Origin of the sequence: Deinococcus ficus, from assembly GCF_003444775.1 — a bacterium.
GTDB classification, from domain to species: domain Bacteria; phylum Deinococcota; class Deinococci; order Deinococcales; family Deinococcaceae; genus Deinococcus; species Deinococcus ficus.
Window position 1 is genome coordinate 294,021 of record NZ_CP021083.1, and the last position, 16,801, is coordinate 310,821.

17 protein-coding genes are annotated in these 16,801 nt (G+C 71.1%); 11 read left to right on the top strand and 6 right to left on the bottom strand.

The features are described 5' to 3' along the window. Nucleotides 1–156 precede the first annotated feature (156 nt). Both DFI_RS17775 and DFI_RS17780 read right to left on the bottom strand, forming a co-directional pair. On the bottom strand, nucleotides 157–1,692 hold the full coding sequence (locus tag DFI_RS17775) for a GGDEF domain-containing protein (protein WP_051307514.1): 1,536 nt from the start codon (nucleotides 1,690–1,692) through the stop codon (nucleotides 157–159). Nucleotides 1,693–1,807: 115 nt separating this feature from the next. Then, nucleotides 1,808–2,866 (bottom strand): glucose-1-phosphate thymidylyltransferase, encoded by a 1,059-nt coding sequence (locus DFI_RS17780; RefSeq protein WP_027462244.1) that lies wholly within the window; start codon nucleotides 2,864–2,866, stop codon nucleotides 1,808–1,810. Nucleotides 2,867–2,972: 106 nt separating this feature from the next. Between DFI_RS17780 and DFI_RS17785 the strand changes: the two genes are divergently transcribed. The 10 genes from DFI_RS17785 to DFI_RS17825 all read left to right on the top strand — a co-directional run bounded on the left by DFI_RS17785 (nucleotide 2,973) and on the right by DFI_RS17825 (nucleotide 12,464). Continuing rightward, entirely contained in the window at nucleotides 2,973–3,386 is a 414-nt protein-coding gene (locus DFI_RS17785) for a DUF6915 family protein (RefSeq protein WP_027462245.1), read from the top strand. Further along, nucleotides 3,379–4,152, top strand: coding sequence for a hypothetical protein (locus DFI_RS17790; protein WP_027462246.1), 774 nt, complete (start codon nucleotides 3,379–3,381; stop codon nucleotides 4,150–4,152). Before DFI_RS17785 ends, DFI_RS17790 begins: the two co-directional genes overlap by 8 nt. A 278-nt stretch (nucleotides 4,153–4,430) precedes the next feature. Next, a complete protein-coding gene (locus DFI_RS17795) occupies nucleotides 4,431–5,603 on the top strand; it encodes an ABC transporter substrate-binding protein (RefSeq protein ID WP_027462247.1) in 1,173 nt (390 codons plus the stop codon). Between the two features lie 86 nt (nucleotides 5,604–5,689). Next, nucleotides 5,690–6,550, top strand: coding sequence for a branched-chain amino acid ABC transporter permease (locus DFI_RS17800; RefSeq protein WP_022802783.1), 861 nt, complete (start codon nucleotides 5,690–5,692; stop codon nucleotides 6,548–6,550). Next, nucleotides 6,550–7,542 carry a branched-chain amino acid ABC transporter permease gene (locus DFI_RS17805; protein ID WP_081425771.1) on the top strand — a complete coding sequence of 331 codons (993 nt, stop codon included), beginning with the start codon at nucleotides 6,550–6,552 and terminating at the stop codon, nucleotides 7,540–7,542. Before DFI_RS17800 ends, DFI_RS17805 begins: the two co-directional genes overlap by 1 nt. Then, nucleotides 7,539–8,318: an ABC transporter ATP-binding protein gene (locus DFI_RS17810; protein ID WP_248632515.1), complete on the top strand. Its 780-nt coding sequence runs from the start codon at nucleotides 7,539–7,541 to the stop codon at nucleotides 8,316–8,318. Before DFI_RS17805 ends, DFI_RS17810 begins: the two co-directional genes overlap by 4 nt. Further along, a complete protein-coding gene (locus DFI_RS17815) occupies nucleotides 8,315–9,064 on the top strand; it encodes an ABC transporter ATP-binding protein (protein WP_051307515.1) in 750 nt (249 codons plus the stop codon). Before DFI_RS17810 ends, DFI_RS17815 begins: the two co-directional genes overlap by 4 nt. Before the next feature lie 127 nt (nucleotides 9,065–9,191). Further along, complete coding sequence (locus DFI_RS17820; protein WP_043777260.1) at nucleotides 9,192–10,793, top strand: aminotransferase class V-fold PLP-dependent enzyme; 1,602 nt, start codon at nucleotides 9,192–9,194, stop codon at nucleotides 10,791–10,793. A 124-nt stretch (nucleotides 10,794–10,917) separates the two neighbouring features. Beyond that, on the top strand, nucleotides 10,918–11,316 hold the full coding sequence (locus DFI_RS20355; RefSeq protein ID WP_027462252.1) for a DUF6463 family protein: 399 nt from the start codon (nucleotides 10,918–10,920) through the stop codon (nucleotides 11,314–11,316). Beyond that, a complete protein-coding gene (locus DFI_RS17825; RefSeq protein ID WP_051307516.1) occupies nucleotides 11,313–12,464 on the top strand; it encodes an FAD-dependent monooxygenase in 1,152 nt (383 codons plus the stop codon). Before DFI_RS20355 ends, DFI_RS17825 begins: the two co-directional genes overlap by 4 nt. Here the strand turns inward: DFI_RS17825 and DFI_RS17830 are convergent. After that, entirely contained in the window at nucleotides 12,461–13,423 is a 963-nt protein-coding gene (locus tag DFI_RS17830; protein ID WP_027462253.1) for an alpha/beta fold hydrolase, read from the bottom strand. The two genes, DFI_RS17825 and DFI_RS17830, sit on opposite strands and share 4 nt — an antisense overlap. Nucleotides 13,424–13,525: 102 nt before the next feature. Between DFI_RS17830 and DFI_RS17835 the strand changes: the two genes are divergently transcribed. Continuing rightward, a complete protein-coding gene (locus tag DFI_RS17835) occupies nucleotides 13,526–14,098 on the top strand; it encodes a PadR family transcriptional regulator (protein WP_051307517.1) in 573 nt (190 codons plus the stop codon). 8 nt (nucleotides 14,099–14,106) lie between these two features. Here DFI_RS17835 and DFI_RS17840 read toward each other — a convergent pair whose 3' ends face one another. From DFI_RS17840 to galT, 3 genes are read right to left on the bottom strand one after another with little or no spacing between them, the layout of a single operon-like run. Beyond that, entirely contained in the window at nucleotides 14,107–14,538 is a 432-nt protein-coding gene (locus tag DFI_RS17840; RefSeq protein ID WP_043777262.1) for a response regulator, read from the bottom strand. Between the two features lie 44 nt (nucleotides 14,539–14,582). Then, nucleotides 14,583–15,650, bottom strand: a complete 1,068-nt coding sequence (gene galK / locus DFI_RS17845) for a galactokinase (protein WP_027462255.1) — start codon at nucleotides 15,648–15,650, stop codon at nucleotides 14,583–14,585. After that, nucleotides 15,647–16,792: a galactose-1-phosphate uridylyltransferase gene (gene galT, locus DFI_RS17850; protein WP_051307518.1), complete on the bottom strand. Its 1,146-nt coding sequence runs from the start codon at nucleotides 16,790–16,792 to the stop codon at nucleotides 15,647–15,649. The genes galK and galT overlap by 4 nt, the downstream gene beginning before the upstream one ends. Between the last annotated feature and the right edge of the window lie 9 nt (nucleotides 16,793–16,801).

The window sequence follows — 16,801 nt, forward strand, 5'->3', positions numbered from 1 at the left end:
GGACGATCCCGGGTTTCCAGCCTGTCCGTCACGTTCCCTTTTGACCCGTACGGCAGCCGGTCAGGACGGTGCTCTTGGTTCCGCAGGAAACCCCTGCCGTGTTGCCCTGGGTTCCTGGCGCGTTGTTGCTTCACTGCGGGTCTTCAAGGCTCTCCTTTACCGGTCGTGCCGGCGCTTGTCTTCGTACATGCGTTCGTCGGCCAGGCGCAGCAGCACCGCCCCCAGCGGGTCATCGGGCGTCAGGGTCGCCACGCCCACATCCAGCAGGACCTGTTCTCCGGGCTGGCCCTCGGCTGCGGCCTGCTGCACGCTGCGCCGCACCAGCCGGCCCTCGGCCTCCGTCGCGCCAGGCAGCAGCACGGCGAACTCGTCGCCGCCCCACCGGAAGGCCAGGTAGCGGTCCGGGGCGGGGTGGGAGGGTCGGTCGCCGGCCCCCCGACGGTGCCCGGGCACCCAGGTTCGGTTCCCGCTCGCGAGCGGCTGGCTGAGCACGTTACCCAGGTGCCGCAGCGCCTCGTCGCCGGCGGCGTGCCCGAACGTGTCGTTCAGACGCTTGAAGCGGTGCACGTCCATCAGCAGCAGCGTCAGCGGCGAGCCGTGCACCCGCGCGGCGTCCAGTTCCAGCCGCAGCGTCTCGTTGAACGCCCGGCGGTTGGGCAGCCCCGTGAGGTCGTCGGTGCGGGCTGCGGCGGTGATCTCCTCCCGCAGCCGGACCTCGTGCAGAATCAGTGACGCCTGCACCCCGAACGAGGCGGCGAGGTCCACGGAGTCGTCCGCGAAGGCGTCCGGGTCCGTCAGCGAGTCGATGTTCAGCAGGGCGGTGACCTGCCCCGCGTACAGGATCGGGACGGTGATGTTGGCCTGAATGGTGTCCAGGCTCGCCAGGTTCCCCTCGATCAGCCGATCCCCCTGCAGGTACCGCTGTCCCTGCTCGACCAGCGCGGAGCCGCGCGCGACCCGGGGCACGCCCCGGGACCACGACTCCAGCCCCAGGCCGTACCAGCGGTCCCGGGAGTCCTCCAGGCGGAACGACACCTGGGTCAGTTCCTCCTCGTCGTGCGTCTGCGAGGCCACGTACCGGAAGCAGTCGCCGTCGAACACGGCCAGGGAGCCGGTCTCCGCGCCCGGAATGGTGGCGATGGCATGCCGCAGCAGCTCCTGGTAGGCCAGCGTGTGCGCGCCGCCCAGCAGGTCGCGGTGCAGGGCCTGCAGCGTGTGCAGGTGCCGGTCGGCCTGCAGCCGTTCCAGTTCCGAGCCGACGGCCAGAGCCAGCAGCCGCAGCGTGGCCTGCTCCGCCGCCGTCCAGGCGCGGCCCGGCGCCCAGATCCACAGGGCGTACCGGGCGCGGTACCGGCCATGCAGAGGCAGCAGCAGGCCGCCCGGCCGCAGGGCCGCGGTACCGGTTCGCAGCGCGGCGAGATCGTTCAGGGCGAGCGGGACGTCCTGCGGCGTTCCGGCGTCCCAGGCCCGCAGGCGGCGCAGGCCCCCGGCGCGCACCTGCAGCCCGGCCACGCCCGCCACGCCGAACGTGCCGTGCACCCACCGGGCGGCGCCTGCCAGGTCCGCCGGACCGGTCGAGGTGCCCACCAGCTCCGTGAGCACCTCGGCCAGGGACGCGGTCAGCCGTTCAGCGCTGACCCCGCCGGGCGCGGCGGCGGACGGGTCAGGCAGAGGGGAGGGAAAGTCGGTCATGAGGGGAGGGCCGGGACGTCCGGGATGCCGTGATGCTAGCCTGCCTGACCCGCGCCTGTCCCCTCACGTTCCCCGGCCCACCCGACAGATGAAGGCCCGCCGGGTCGGGCCCCGGTCAGGCGAGTTCGACGACGCTGGCGTCGCTGATGGTGAGCTTGTGCGAGTTCGGCAGCTGCTGCCGGCCCCGGACCTGGGCCCGCACGCCGATCAGGCAGTCCTGCAGCCGGCGGTCCACGTTCTCGATGATGGCGCCGGCGTCCACGGCGCTGTGTTCGATCTCGGCGTGGCGGATCACGCTGTCCCGGCCGATGCTGGTGAATGGCCCGATGTAGGCGTCCTCCACCACCACGTTCTCTCCCAGCATGACCGGGCCGAGCAGCGTGCTGCGGATCACGCGGGCGCTGGCCGGCACCACCACTCGGCCCGCGATGCGGCTGTCCTCCACCTCGCCTTCCACGCAGGGCTCCACGCGTTCCAGCAGCAGGCGGTTGGCGTCCAGCAGGTCTTCCGGCCGGCCGGTGTCCTTCCACCAGCCCTCCACGCTCACGCCCAGCACCTCCTGCCCGGCGTCGATCAGCCGCTGGATGCCGTCGGTGATCTCGTACTCGCCCCGCGCGGAGGGCGGCATGCCGTCCAGGGCGCCGAACAGCGCCGGGGTGAAGCAGTACAGGCCGGCGACCGCCATGTTGCTGGGCGGGTTCTTGGGTTTCTCCACGAGGCGGGTGATGCGCGTTCCGTCCAGTTCCGCCACGCCGAACGCGGTGGGGTTCTGCACCTCCACCAGGGCCAGCAGCGCCGCCGGGCGCTGCGCGCGGAACGCCTCCACGAACGGCCGGGCGCCCTGCTCGAACAGGTTGTCACCCAGGTACACGCAGAAGTCGTCCTGCCCCACCCACTCGCGGGCCGTCAGCACGGCGTGCCCCAGGCCAAGCTGCTCATGCTGATTGATCAGCGTAATCTCGGCGCCCTCGATGCCCTCGATGGCGTGCTGAATCTCGTCGCGGGTGATGTCGGAGACGACCACACCGATCTGCCGGATGTCCGCCGCCAGCAGCGTCTGAACGGCGTGCCGGATGATGGGCTGCCCCGCCACCTGCAGCACCGGCTTGGGCCGGGTGAAGGTCAGGGGACGCAGGCGGGTGCCCAGGCCGGCCGCCGGAATGATGGCTTTCATACCCTGCATCCTAGAGCGGCAGCCCAGCCCATGGGCACGCAGGTGGCCGCCCCCGGTCACGGAAACCTTCCATGTCTGCCGAATCCGGCGTGTGTAGCATGGCCGCATGGCGCATCCCTGGCATCACGCCGTCTCCAGCGCCCGCCGGTTTGGCGGCGCCCCCGAGGACTACCTGGGCATCCACCAGTGGTTCGACCAGACCAAGGCGCACCTGCCGGACGCCCGGCACCGTGCCCTGCTGCACTCCAGTTTCGGAATCTTCCTGTGCGAGCAGGTGCACGGCCCCACCCTGGTAAACTCCATGGGGCGGCACGTGCCGGTGCGCGTGATCGGTGAGCAGCACGTGCAGGAGGACATGGGCGGCACCATCCCCACCGTGCAGGACTGGTTGGGGGAACTGCCGCTGCGCCCCTGGATGGCCGTGGGCGCGCGCGGGCTGCGCACCCGCCTGGAGGGGGAAGCGGTACCGCGCCGCGCCACCCGGCCCAAGGGGGCGGTTCTGGGGGCGGACGATGAATGACATCGACCGTGCGCTGCTTGAGGTCCAGGCGCGGCATGCCGGCGCCCTGCGCGCCGCGGCACGCACCCTCCAGGCGCAGGGCGTGCGGCGCCTGCACTATGGCGTGGACTACGTCAACGACGACGGCGAACCCGCCGATTACGCGGTGTACGAGTACGAGGACGGCCGCGTGGTGGAACTGGAGCACTGGCCGGAGGAACTAAGCGAGGACGTCTTCCTGTGGGCCGTGCGGTACTGCCAGCCCTACACCTTCGAGGTGGCCACGGCGTCCCTGACGCTGGACCGGCAGGGCGGGCAGGTCGCCACCGAGGAGAACGTCCTGCGCAACTACCACACCGACGCCCGGCGACAGCTCTTGGAGGAGGAGGCCGGCGACGGGGGCGGCTTCAGCCTACTCGACGAGTTCAGCGTGAGCTATTCGACGGAACTGCGGGAACTCGGAAGCGCCCTCTCTGTCCAGGGCATCCGGAAAGTGCATTTCGGCGTGGACTGCCTAGGCCCCGCCCACCAGCCCCGGTATCCCATTGCCGGGTGGTGCGTCGTCCAGCGGGACGAAGGCGAGACGGCTGGGGCCCTGCTGCCGGAATTGCAGGCCGCCGCGGACCTGTGGGATGAGCTGCCGGACTACGGGGCCTTCACCCTTGACACGGGCAGCGGCTGGGTGACCCCCAGCGATGAGGGCGGTACGGTCACGCTCGGCCCGGAGGAGATCCGGGCGTATCACAGCGAGGCCCAGCGTCAGGCACTGCTGGGCCGGCCCACCTGAACCGCCCTGCACGGCCAAAGGAAAAAGCCGCACGGAGCGGCTTTGATGACAACAAGAATACTGCGGTATGCACGGGCCGCCCAGGATATGCACCACAATCATGGAGCGGGTCTGCGAATGCCGTCCATCACACGTTCAAGGGGATTCGGCGATGTGATATTCGGGCGGCTCGCATGGATTCCCGAAGGACCGAGGCAACTCTTCTGCCGCCCAGGTTCCTTCACCTGGGGCGTGCTGTAACGGTGGTGTGACGTGGCCTGCCTACACTCCGGGGGAACATGAAAAGAATGCTTCTGACGGGCGTCCTGGTGACGCTTTCCATGTCCAGCGTGGGCTCGGCCGTGAAGGTCGGCGCTCTCCTTCCCCTGAGCGGCGCCGGCAGTGTCAGCGGCCAGGCCGCCCGCAACGGGTACCTTCTCGCCCTGGACGAGATCAACAAGGCCGGCGGCGTGCTCGGCCGGCCCCTGGAACTGGAGTTCGCGGATGACGGCAGCGCCCCCGCGAAGGCCGTGCCCGAGTTCGTGAAGCTCGTGACCGTGGAGAAGGTGGACTTCATGGTGGGCGGCGTGAGCAGCGCCACCTCCATCGCCATTTCCGGCCCGGCCAAGCAGTACAACACCTTCATGGCCTGGATCGGCGCGGCCGCCGTGCCTGTCGAGGACGCCTTCGCCGACCACAAGTACTTCTTCCACTACCACCCGTGGTCGTACTACAACTTCGAGGCCATCCTCGACTACTTCAAGCACCTGCGCGGCACGAAAAAAGCCCGCAACATCGCCATCGCGTACGAGGACGGTCCATTCGGGTCGGCCGGGATCAACGACACCGTCGCCGCATTCAAGAAGGCCGGCTTCAACGTGGTCATGACCGAGAAGTTCAAGACCGGCAGCGGGAACTTCGGGCCGCTGGTCAGCAAGGCCAAGGCCGCCAAGCCCGACATCCTGTACTGGGTCGGGTACGACACCGACGCCCTGCCGCTGGCCACCGAGATCAAACAGCAGAACCTGCAGGTCGGCCTGATCTACGGCACGCCGCCCAGCTGGCCGGTCGGGTTCGAGAAGAACCGCCTGGCGGAGAACGTCGGCGGCCTGAGCCTGTGGCTGCCCAGCACGCCGAACACCGAGAGCCGCGCGTTCGTGGCCGCGTACAAGAAGAAGTTCGGGAACATCACCGAGGAGTACTTCGCGCCGCTCGCGTACGTGAACCTCAAGACGCTGGCCGCCGCCATCAACAAGGCCGGCAGCACCGACAAGGACAAGGTCGCCGCGGAACTCGCCAAGACCAACGTCCGCACGCCCTTCGGGCCGCTGACCTTCACCAAGAGCCTCAAGACGCAGTACCAGGGCTTCAAGGCCGGCAGCTGGCTGAGCTTCCAGTACACCGACAGCGACGACCGCGTGCCGGTCTTCCCGCTGAAGGCCGCGAAGAAAACCACTTCCTGGAGCAAGTAAGCCTCCACGCAGCGGGGCCGCCGGCAGGTGACGGCGGCCCCCTTCGCCTCGCCGCGGCGGGGACAAGACGGGAAGAGAGAGGTGAGATGGAACTTTTCATTCAGACGCTGGTGAACGGCCTGCTGCAAAGCGGGATCTACGCCCTGGTCGCCTCCGGGCTGGCCCTGGCGGTCGGCGTGGTCGGGATCGTGAACTTCGCGCACGGCGAGTACCTGATGATCGGGGCGTTCCTGGCCTGGGCGGCCAGCGCCATGCTGGGCGTGGACCCACTGCTGGCGCTGCCGGTCGTGGCGCTGGCCGTGTTCGGCGTGGGGGCCCTGACGTACCGCACGACCATCCGGCACGTGCTGCTCGCGCCGGAACTCAACCAGATGCTGCTGACTTTCGGGGTGAGCATCCTGCTGCAGAACCTGGCGCTGATGTGGATGGGCGGCAACACCCGCTCCGTGACCACGCCGTACCAGGCGAGCAGCCTGAGCCTCGGGGAGATCAGCATCGGCGGGCCGAAGGCCATCGCGTTCGCGTTCGCCGCCGGGATTCTCGCGGCTCTGTACGCGGTGCTGTACCGCACCACCCTGGGCCGTCAGATGCGGGCCGTGGCGCAGAACCGCCGGGGCGCGCAGCTGATCGGCATCAACGTGGACCGCGTGTACCTGATCGCGTTCGGCGTGTCGTGCGGGCTGGCGGCGGTCGCCGGGACGCTCGCGGCGGTGCTCCTGTTCGCCTCCCCGACGGTCGGCCTGGTCTTCGCCCTCAAGGCCTTCGCGATCATCGTGATGGCGGGCCTGGGGAACCTGACCGGGGTGCTGTGGGCGTCGGTGGTGCTGGGCGTCTCGGAAGCGCTGGTGCAGACCTACGTGCCATCGGGCGGCGGCTGGAGCGACGCGGTGTTCTTCCTGATGATCTTCCTGACGCTGGTGTGGCGCAGCTTCCGGGGGGCGCGGTGATGAGCAAGGCCACCACCCTGCCCGCCGCGCCCGTGACCCGCTCGGCCCGCACGCCCGACTTCACGTTCGGCAAACTGCTGCCGCTGCTGATCTTCTTCGCCGTGGCGCTGATCTTCCCGTTCCTGCCGTTCGGCGATCGCCGTGAATTCCTGCTTCAGATCGGGTTCTTCACGCTGGTGGCCGGCACCATGGCCCTGTCGTGGGACATCCTGGCCCGCAGCGGGCAGGTGTCGCTGGCGCACGCGGCGTTCTACGGTCTGGGCGCGTACAGCTACGCCCTGCTGATGAAAGCGGGCCTGCCGTGGCTGGCCGCCATGCCGCTGGCCGCCCTGATCGCGGGACTCTTCAGCCTGCTGCTGGGCATGGTCACCATGCGCCTGAGCGGCATGTACTTCGCGATCGCCACGCTGGCGTTTACCGAGGTCGTGCGGACCGTGATCCAGAACCTGCCGGAGTCCGTGGCGGGCGGCGCGACCGGCATCCTGGTGCCCGCGCTGCTGGGCGGCAATTCCCGGCAGCAGTACTTCTTCGCGCTGCTGGTCCTGCTGCTGACCGTCGGGGTGAGCCTCGCGGTGCGCCTCACGCGGCTGCACCACGCCTTCGCCGCGATCCGCCAGGGCGAGGAGACCGCCCGGGTGCTGGGCGTGAGCGTGGTCCGGTACAAGCTGCTGGCCTTCTTCATCTCCAGCGTGCTCGCGGCCCTGGCGGGCGTGCTGTACGCCGGGAAGACCTTCTTCCTGAACCCGCTGGAGACCTTCAGCCTCGCGAACTCCATCGCGCCGCTCACCACCAGCATCTTCGGGGGGCTGTACACCACCCTCGGGCCGGTGCTGGGCGCCACGGTCCTGCGCATCGCCGAGGAACTGCTGCACAACATCGTGAAAAACGGGTACCTGGTCGTGTACGGCCTGGTGCTGATCCTGAGCATCCTGTGGCTGCCGCGCGGCGTGATCGGCCTGCTGCGCCGCGGCCGGCACGGAGGAGACCTGTGACCGCCGCCGCGCCCATTCCAGCCGTGCCCGCCCCGAACGGGCCGGTCGTGCTGCGCGCCGACGGCCTCAGCAAGCGCTTCGGGGGGCTGCTGGCCGTGCAGAACGTGTCGTTCACGCAGTTCGCCGGGGAGATCCTGGCGGTGATCGGCCCGAACGGCGCCGGGAAGACCACGCTGCTGAACCTGCTGTCCGGCGTGTACCAGCCCACGTCCGGGCGACTGCACCTGCTCGGGCAGGACGTCACCAGCTCACCCATCGAGCACCGCTGCCACCTGGGCCTGGGCCGCGCCTTCCAGATCGTGCGGCCCTTCCCGGAGATGACCGTACACGAGAACGTCACAGTCGGTGCACTGTTCGGCACGCCCGGAACGACCCTGCCCGCCGCGCGTGAACTCGCCTACGACCTGCTGGACCGCACCGGGCTGGCCGCGCACGCCGACAAGGCCGCGCACGAACTCACGCTGCTGCAGGACAAGCGGCTGGAGGTCGCCCGCGCGCTCGCCACCCGCCCTCAGGTGCTGCTGCTCGACGAGGTGATGGCCGGCCTGCGGCCCGCCGAGGCGCAGGAGGCCGTCGCCCTGGTGCGTTCCGTGCGGGACAGCGGCGTGAGCGTGCTGTTCATCGAGCACATCATGCCCGTCGTGCGGGACCTCGCCGACCGGGTGGTCGTGATGGACCAGGGCCAGGTGATCGCCGAGGGCACCTACCGCGAGGTCACCAGCAACCCCCAGGTGGTCAGCGCGTACCTGGGGACCGAAGCGGAGCTTCACGCATGAGCGGGGCGAGCAGGGAGGGAGCGCACGGCGTGGGACAGGAACTGGTCATCGAGCATGTCGCGGCCGGGTACGGCAAGGTGCAGGTGCTGTGGGACGTGTCGGTGCGGGTCGCGCCGGGCGAATTTGTTGCCATGATCGGCGCGAACGGGGCGGGGAAGACCACCACCCTGCGCGCCGTGAGCGGCGTGGTGCGCCCGAGTGCGGGCAGCATCCGCCTGGGGGGCCGGGAGATCTCCCGCGCCACGCCCAGCGACATCGTAAAACTGGGTCTGGCGCACGTGCCGGAGGGCCGGGAGCTGTTTCCCCTGATGACCGTGCGGGAGAACCTGGAGCTCGGCGCGGCCATGCGCCCCGAGGCGGCGCGCGCGCAGGCGGAGACGCTCGGGCAGGTGTACCGCCTGTTTCCGCGTCTGGAGGAACGCGCCGGGCAACTGGCCGGTACGCTTTCCGGCGGGGAGCAGCAGATGGTCGCGGTGGGCCGCGCGCTGATGGCCCGGCCGAGCGTGCTGGTGGTGGACGAGCCCAGCCTGGGCCTCTCGCCGCTGATGACGCAGACGGTGTTCCAGGCGCTGAAGGCCGTGAACGAGGAGGGCGTGAGCGTGCTGCTGGTCGAGCAGAACGTGGGCCTGAGCCTGAAGCTGGCCGACCGGGGGTACGTGCTGGAGAACGGGCAGGTGATCCGCGAGGGCAGCGGCGCGGACCTGCTGCGCGACCCGGCGGTGCGCGAGGCGTACCTGGCGCTGTAGGTGGACGCGGAGCCGGGCCTGGAAGGCGCGCCGTGTTGCGGCCTCCGGGCCCGGTGCCTTGCGGGGGCGTCCGGCCCTGCCGGCAGGGCGGAAAGCCCCCTGGGGTATGCGAGGGTACACTTGGGCCATGAACTTCGCTGACCTGCGGGCCGACCTGATCGGCACGGACGCCGTGATCCGCACGCCGTTCGGGGACCGGCGCGTCACGTACGCCGATTACGTCGCCAGTGGCCGCGCCCTGCACAGCGTCGAGGAGCGCGTCCGGACCCTGGCGCTGCCGCTGTACGCCAACACGCACACCGAGGACAGCGCCACCGGGGCGCACAGCACGCACCTGACCCACCAGGCGGCCGGGTACATCAAGGCGCAGCTCGGCGGGGATCAGACCTGCAAGCTGGTGTTCTGCGGGTCGGGCAGCACCGCCGCGGTGCGCCGGATGCAGGACATCCTGGGCATCAGCGTGCCGGCCGAGCACCGCGGCGCGGTGGAGGCGGCCCTGCGGCCCGAGCAGCGCCCGGTGGTGTTCGTGGGCCCGTACGAGCATCACAGCAACGAGGTCAGCTGGCGGGAGACGCTGGCCGAGGTCGTCGAGCTGCCGCTGTGCCCCAGCGGGGGACTGGACCTGGACGCCCTGAAGCGCGCGCTGAAGGCGCCGGAGTACGCCGGGCGGCCCAAGATCGGGTCGTTCAGCGCGGCCAGCAACGTCACCGGGCTGCTGACCGACACGCGCACCGTGGCGCGCATGCTGCACGCGTATGGCGCGTTTGCCTTCTTCGATTTCGCCGCCAGCGGGCCGTACGTAAAGATCGACATGAAGCCCGGCCAGCCGGACGGGTACGACGCGGTGTTCCTCAGTCCCCACAAGTTCGCGGGCGGGCCCGGCGCGCCAGGGCTGCTGTGCTTCCAGGAGCACCTGTACCACCTGAAGGTGCCCAGCACCGCGGGGGGCGGCACGGTGCGGTACGTCAGCCCGCGCCGGCACGCGTACATCGACGATATCGAGACCCGCGAGGACGCGGGCACGCCCGCGATCCTGGGCAAGATTCGCGCGGCCCTGGCGTTCCGCGTGAAGGAAGCCCTGGGCACGGTGGTGCTGACGGAGCGCGAGCACGAGCTGTTCCGCCGGGCCCTGGCTCGGTTCCAGGCCAATCCCCGGTTGCAGCTGCTGGGCAACCCGGACGCGCCGCGTCTGGCCTTCCTGTCGTTCCTGGTGCGCGCCCCGGGCGGCGCGTACCTGCACCCGCGGCTGGTGGTGCGGCTGCTCAACGACCTGTTCGGGATTCAGGCCCGGGGCGGCTGCGCCTGCGCCGGCCCGTACGGGCACAGCCTGCTCGGCATCGACGACGCGCACAGCGAACGGTACTTCCAGTGCATCCTCAGCGACCTGGAGGGCGTGAAGCCCGGCTGGACGCGCCTGAACCTGGCGCCCTGGATCACCGACGAGGAGGCGGACTTCATCCTGAATGCCGTGGAGTTCGTCGCGGAGCATGGTGAGCGGTTTGTCGGGGAGTATGAGTTCGACTGGCACACGGGCGCCTGGACGCACCCGGACGATGTGGCGCCGCTGGACCTGTTCGGGGAGGCACGGCCGGCCACGGCGGGCGGAGAGGTGCCGTACGCGGCGTACCTGGAGGAGGCGCGGGCGCTGGTGCGGGCCCTGCCGGCCGGTCACGTCTCCCGGCCGCGGCCGGAGACCGTGCCGCAGGACCTGGTGTTTTTCGCCCACTGAGGCGGGCCGAAGCGGACCGGCGGGGAAGCGTCCAGCCGGTCTGGGACATTTTGCCTGTCGGTGCGGCCAGCCATGCCTAAAGATGAACACGTTCAATTTCAGACACGTTCAAAGAGGAGTAGATATGCAAGTGTGGGCCGGACGTTTCCTGATCTTCGTGGCGGTGGGCCACCTGCTGCTGGCCCTCGCCAGCGTGCTGCCCCAGCTGTCCACCCTGGCCCCGCACGGCCTGCCGGGCGCCGTGGTTCCCTCCTGGGAGGCCGCGCACCTCGGCACGCAGGCGGCCTTCTGGAGTTCGCTGGGCAGTTTCGCCGGCCCGCAACTGCTGTGGGGCTGCGGGGTCCTCGCCTCGGCCCGTGCCGGGCAGGCCCTGCCGCGCGGCACCGGCCTCGCCCTGCTGCTGCTCACCGCCGCGCAGGTCACGCTCGCCCCGGTCGGCGGGTTCTGGCTGAACATCGTGCCGGCCCTGCTGCTGATGGCCGCCGAGCGCCCTGCCCGCCGCACCGCCGGAGCGGCCCTGTGACCGCCCGCGTGCTGGTCGTGGGGGCCGGCATCGGCGGCCTGGGCCTGGCGCAGGCCCTCCGGAGGGCGGATGCCGACGTGGTGCTGATCGAGAAGGCCGCCGCTTTCCAGCCGGTCGGGGCCGGGCTGATCCTCAGCGTGAACGCCCTGCGGGTCATGAAGGGCCTGGGCCTCGCAGGGGAAGCGCTGGCGGCCGGTCAGGCGCTCCAGGCCGCCCACCTCACGACCGCGGACGGCCGCCCCGTGCAGACCGTCGGGTACGCCGCGTACGGCGGCGCGGTCGCCCTGCACCGCGCCGCCCTGCAGGCCCTGCTGGCCCGCGGCGTGCAGGACCGGGTCCGGTTCGGCGTGACCCTGCACGCCCTGCGGCAGGACGCCGAGGGCGTGGACGTCACCTTCAGCGACGGCACGACCGGCCGGTACGACGTGGTGGTGGGCGCCGACGGCCTGCACTCGGACGTGCGGCGCCGCACCTTCGGCGCGCGGCCCGCCCGGTACGCCGGGTACACCAGCTGGCGCTTCGTGGTGCCGGGGCCTCCGGGACTACCGGTCAGGGAGGCGGTGGAACTGTGGGGCCGTGGGTGCCGGCTGGGTCTGGTGCCCATCGGGGGCGGGCAGGTGTACGGGTACGTCACCGCGAACGCCCAGGAAGGACAGCGGGAACTTCCAGACGGCCGCGCCGCCCGCTTACAGGCGCGCTGCGCGGGTTTCGGCGGTTCCGCGCCGGCGGTGCTCGAGCAGATGCAGCCGGACACCCCGGTCATTCACACCGACATTCACGAGGTCAGGCTGCCGTCCTGGGTGCAGGGGCGCGTGGCGCTGCTCGGTGACGCCGCGCACGCCATGACCCCCAACCTGGGCCAGGGCGCGGCCATGGGCCTGGAGGACGCCTGGGTGCTCGCCCGGGCCCTGCGCTCCGGACTGGACCTACCAGCGGCGCTGCGGCAGTACGAGGCCCTGCGCCAGCGCCGGGTGGCGGAGGTGCAGGGCGCGTCCAGACTGGTGGGGCGGGCCGGACAGCTGGAGTCAGGCGCGCTGCGCGCCGCGCGGGACGCCGTGATGCGCCTGACCCCGCCGGCCGCGGCCCACCGCTCCGCCCGGCAGATGTTCGCCTTCGGGCTGGACGGCGGGCCACACCCCGCTCCTTAGGGCTGAGCGCTCCAGAAGGCGTCCAGCGCGGCCCGGACCTCGGGCAGCTTCTCCCACTGCGGCAGGCCGTCGGTACCGGGGATGCGCACCACGGTGGTGTTGGGCAGCGCGTCGAACTGCGGCAGCCGGTCGAAGGACACGAACGCGTCCTGGTCGAACAGCACCAGGGTGGGTACGGTCAGTTTGGCGTACAGGTTGGTGTAGGCGTCCGGGTTGAACAGGCGGCCGCTCACGAAGTACAGCGGCGCGTACTTCGCGCCGGGCTGGGCGCTGGTGTCGGCGGCGTAGTCGATCACGTCGCCGGGCACCTCGCCGCGGAAGCTGCGGCTCAGGAAGTACCACAGGCTGGGGCGGGTGCGCAGCGTGCCGTACAGCACGTCCCCGAAGGAGTTCAGGGTGTTGTACAGCTTCAGGCCGCCGTCGTCGGCCGCGGCGTCCTGCGTGCCGTTGCGCGGCTGGCCGAAGCCCGAGGGGCTGATCAGGGCGAGGCTGCGGATGCGCGGCTCGGCCAGCGCAGCGCGCGCGGCGAACTCGCTGCCCAGCGAGAGGGACACCACGTCCACCTCGGTGTTCAGCTGCGCGACCAGGGCGACCAGGGCCGAGGCCATCAGTTCCGGCGTGTAGGTGAGGTCCGGCCGGTCACTGCTGCCGAAGCCCGGCCACTCCAGCAGGTACACGGGCCGCTGCCCGGCGTACGACTCCCACAGGGGTTTCATCTCGTAGCCGCTGGCAGCGGCGTTCACGGAGTGCGTGAGCACCAGCGGGCGACCGGTACCCGCGGCGCTGGCGTAGTAGGTGACCTGCCCGAAGCCGGGCACGGTCAGGGCACGCCGCTCGGCGTTCACGGCGGGGCGCAGGCGGTAGCCGTCCGGGCCGGGCGCCTGCACGGCGGGGGCGCAGGCGCTCAGGGTCAGGGTGCCTGCGGCCAGCAGGGCAAGCACGACAAAGCGTTTTTTCATGGGTCGTTCCTCCACGCCCATTCACGCACGTCTCATTCCTCAACCCCAATTAGTCAATCTTGACTAATCGAGGGGAGAGGCCCGGAACGCTAGCATGCCGGCATGACGGGACCGCGCCGCGCCACACGACCGGCCCCCCGCCCCCCGGCCGACGACCGCGCCCTGCTGTTGCTGGGCCTGCTGATCAGCCAGGACCGTCACGGCTACGAGATCAACGACTTCATCGAGCATCAGCTGCACTTCGTGACCGACCTGAAAAAGGCCACCGCCTACCAGCTGCTCGGCACCCTGGAACGCCACGGCCTGGTCGAAAGCCGCCTGGAGCAGCACGGCGCGCGGCCCAGCCGCCGCGTGTACCACCTGACGCCCGCCGGGCACACCCACTTCCAGACGCTACTGGCCGAGCACCTGCGCGCCCAGGACGCCCTGATCCTTCAGGGCAACATCCCCGTGATGTTCTCCGAGCACCTCGCCCCGGCCGAGCGCCTCCGTGCCCTGGAAGCCCGGCTGAGCGCGGTGGAAGGCCACCTGCACTTCTACGACGCGATGACCTTTCCCTTCCCGGACGGCGTGCGGCTGGCGCTGGCGCGGCTGCGGGCACTCACCGTGGCCGACCGAGACTGGCTGCGGGACACCGTCCAGCATCTGCGGGCCGCCCAGGAAGCCGGGGATTGAGGCCGGCGTTACGCGGTCGGGCGGCGGTCGGCGGCCACCCGGGCCTGCACCCAGAAGGAGATGAAGGCGTCCACCTGCTCCACGAACGCGTCGAAGCCGCTGGCCTTGACCATGTAGGAGCTCACATGCAGGTTGTAGGCGGCCTCCACGTCCAGGGAACTGCCCGACGTGGACAGCACCACCACGGGAATCAGCTGCAGGGTCGGGTCGGCCTTCATGGCCTGCACCAGTTCCAGCCCGCTCATGCCCGGCATGTTCAGGTCCGTGATCACCACGTCCGGCAGGCGCAGTTCGGGGTTCCTCAGGTGCGCCAGCGCCTCGGCGGCACTCTCGCAGGTGGACAGCCCGACCTGATCCTGCCGCTGCTCGAAGGCCTCACGCGCCAGGAAGAGGTCGGCGGGGTTGTCGTCCACCAGGAGCACACAGAAGGGATCCCGCATGCGGGGAGTATGCCGCATGAAGATTTGGTAAAGAGGTCATTGCGTCACGTCTGCGCCGGCACCACCACCTGACCCTGCCCCCCCACCGCCTGAATCGCCGCCTTTCCGGCCGATGCTGCGGTCCCGGTACGCACCAGCGCCACCAGCGCCCCACCGAACCCCGCCCCGGTCATGCGCGCCCCGAACACGTCCGGCAGCGCCTGCAATGCCGCCACCAGCGCGTCCACCTGCGGGTGCGAGACTTCATAGTCGTCCCTCAGGCTGTGGTGACTGGCGTTCATCAGGGCCCCGAAGCCCGCAGCGTCGGCCTCCACCGCCTGCAGCACCCGGGCATTCTCCGTGACCACGTGCCGCGCCCGGGCCCTGAGCGGCGGCGGCAGCTCCTCCACGGCCGTCACGTCCTGCACGTCCCTCAGTTCCGGCACGCCCAGGAGCCGCGCGGCCTCCTCGACCTCTGCGCGGCGCGTGTTGTACCCGCTGCCGGCCAGGGTGCGCGGCACGCCGCTGTCCACGACCAGCACCTCCGCCCCGGCGGGCAGCGGCAGCACCCGGCGGTCCAGGCTGCGGGTGTCCAGCAGCAGCATGTGCTGCGCGTCCGCGAGGCTGGAGGCCAACTGATCCATCACGCCGCACAGCACGCCCACGAACTCGTGCTCCACCCGCTGCGCGGCCAGCGCCAGCGCCACGTCGTCCCCGTCGTACACGCCCAGGCCCCGCAGGGCGCGCAGCACCGCCACCTCGAGTGCCGCGGAGGAACTCAGGCCCGCGCCCATCGGCACGTCGCTGTGCACGTGCACGTCCAGGCCCTCCCGGGCGCCGCCCAGCGTCAGGGCGCCCGCCACGTACCGCGCGAACTCCGGCAGCTCGGCCATGTCCGCCCCCGACACCGCGAACCCCGCCTGCTGGTCCAGGTCCGCGGCGTACACCCGGTGCTGGCCGGTGCCGTTGCGGGCCACCGTCACGGTCGTGTGCTGCGGAATCGCGGTGGGCAGCACGAAGCCCCCCTGGTAATCGGTGTGCTCGCCCAGCAGGTTGACCCGGCCGGGCGCGGCCGCCTGCCCCTCCGGCGCGCGGCCGAAGACGGCCTCGAAGCCCTGTGATTGCGTGTTCACTGCTGCCCTCCTGGCTTGTCCGGCGTGAAGGCCGGGTCGGCCGCCCGCAGCTCCGCGGCGGCCACCTCCGGGAATTTGTCGTTGGCGAACTCCCCGGCGCCCTGCTCAGTGCCCGCCAGGAACTTCAGCCGGCCCGGCGCCCGCAGGTACGGGCACAGCTCCACCCGCAGAGGGTACGTCGCCGGCCCGGCCTCGCCGGGCGTGTCCAGCGGCGCCTGCTGCACCGTGAGCAGGTAAGGCATCCGCACGCCGAACAGCGCGTCCAGCCGCCGCAGCGCGTCCCCGAGCACCCGCGCGAACGCGGCGCGTTCCGAGGCGCTGAGGTCCGCCAGGAAGGCCACCGGCCGCGCCGGCAGCACCCACGTCTCGTACGTGAACCGCGCGAAGGGCGGCACCACGCTCAGCGCCTCGCCCTCGTCCCGGATGACGCGCACGCCCTCGGCGCGTTCAGCCGCCACGAAGTCTTCCAGCCAGGGCCGGCCATGCGCCTCGCGGTACGCGCGCATCTGCTCGGCCGCCCGCGCCGGCACCGGCGGCACGTGATCGTAGGCGTAGATCTGCCCGTGCGGGTGGTGCAGCGTCACGCCCACCTCCACGCCCCGGTTCTCGAAACACAGCACGCTGCGGATCTTCCCGGTGGCCGCCAGCCGCGTGGTGCGGTCCGCCCACACGCCCAGCAGCAGCGTGAGCTGCGCTTCCGTCAGGTCCGCCAGGCGGCCCGAGGCGTCCTGGCTGAACACCACCACCTCGCACGCCCCCACGCCCGCCCGGGTGTCCGCCGGCCCGGGGCCCGGGTCCGGCGCGTTGAGCGTCAGGCTGGGGAAGCGGTTCTCGAACACCGCCACGTCGTACCGGCCGCGCGGCAGCTCGGTCGGGTGCGCGGGATCGCGGGTCGGCGCCAGCGGGTTGTACTCGGGCGGCGGCAGGAACGTGCGCCCCAGGCGGTGCGCGGCGTACATCACCCACTCGCCGCGCACCGGATGCCAGCGCAGCACCGGCCGGGCGTCCACCGGGTCCGGGCTGGGGCTGGGGACTTCCGACGTCACCTCGACGGGCGCCAGGCCGTACAGGGTCAGGGCCCGGCCGTCCGGTTTTACGAGGTCCAGCTGATGCAGGGCGCGGGCGGCCTCAGGGTCTGGCATGACCGTCAT

Bases quoted from the DNA above. Each gene is read 5' to 3' on its own strand.
- DFI_RS17790 (WP_027462246.1), top strand. From the start codon at position 3,379: ATGAATGACATCGACCGTGCGCTGCTTGAGGTCCAGGCGCGGCATGCC.
- DFI_RS17835 (WP_051307517.1), top strand. From the start codon at position 13,526: ATGACGGGACCGCGCCGCGCCACACGACCGGCCCCCCGCCCCCCGGCC.
- DFI_RS17805 (WP_081425771.1), top strand. From the start codon at position 6,550: ATGAGCAAGGCCACCACCCTGCCCGCCGCGCCCGTGACCCGCTCGGCC.
- DFI_RS17775 (WP_051307514.1), bottom strand. From the start codon at position 1,692: ATGACCGACTTTCCCTCCCCTCTGCCTGACCCGTCCGCCGCCGCGCCC.
- DFI_RS17785 (WP_027462245.1), top strand. From the start codon at position 2,973: ATGGCGCATCCCTGGCATCACGCCGTCTCCAGCGCCCGCCGGTTTGGC.
- DFI_RS17815 (WP_051307515.1), top strand. From the start codon at position 8,315: ATGAGCGGGGCGAGCAGGGAGGGAGCGCACGGCGTGGGACAGGAACTG.
- DFI_RS17840 (WP_043777262.1), bottom strand. From the start codon at position 14,538: ATGCGGGATCCCTTCTGTGTGCTCCTGGTGGACGACAACCCCGCCGAC.
- DFI_RS17795 (WP_027462247.1), top strand. From the start codon at position 4,431: ATGAAAAGAATGCTTCTGACGGGCGTCCTGGTGACGCTTTCCATGTCC.
- DFI_RS20355 (WP_027462252.1), top strand. From the start codon at position 10,918: ATGCAAGTGTGGGCCGGACGTTTCCTGATCTTCGTGGCGGTGGGCCAC.
- galT (WP_051307518.1), bottom strand. From the start codon at position 16,792: ATGCCAGACCCTGAGGCCGCCCGCGCCCTGCATCAGCTGGACCTCGTA.
- DFI_RS17780 (WP_027462244.1), bottom strand. From the start codon at position 2,866: ATGAAAGCCATCATTCCGGCGGCCGGCCTGGGCACCCGCCTGCGTCCC.
- DFI_RS17820 (WP_043777260.1), top strand. From the start codon at position 9,192: ATGAACTTCGCTGACCTGCGGGCCGACCTGATCGGCACGGACGCCGTG.
- DFI_RS17830 (WP_027462253.1), bottom strand. From the start codon at position 13,423: ATGAAAAAACGCTTTGTCGTGCTTGCCCTGCTGGCCGCAGGCACCCTG.
- DFI_RS17800 (WP_022802783.1), top strand. From the start codon at position 5,690: ATGGAACTTTTCATTCAGACGCTGGTGAACGGCCTGCTGCAAAGCGGG.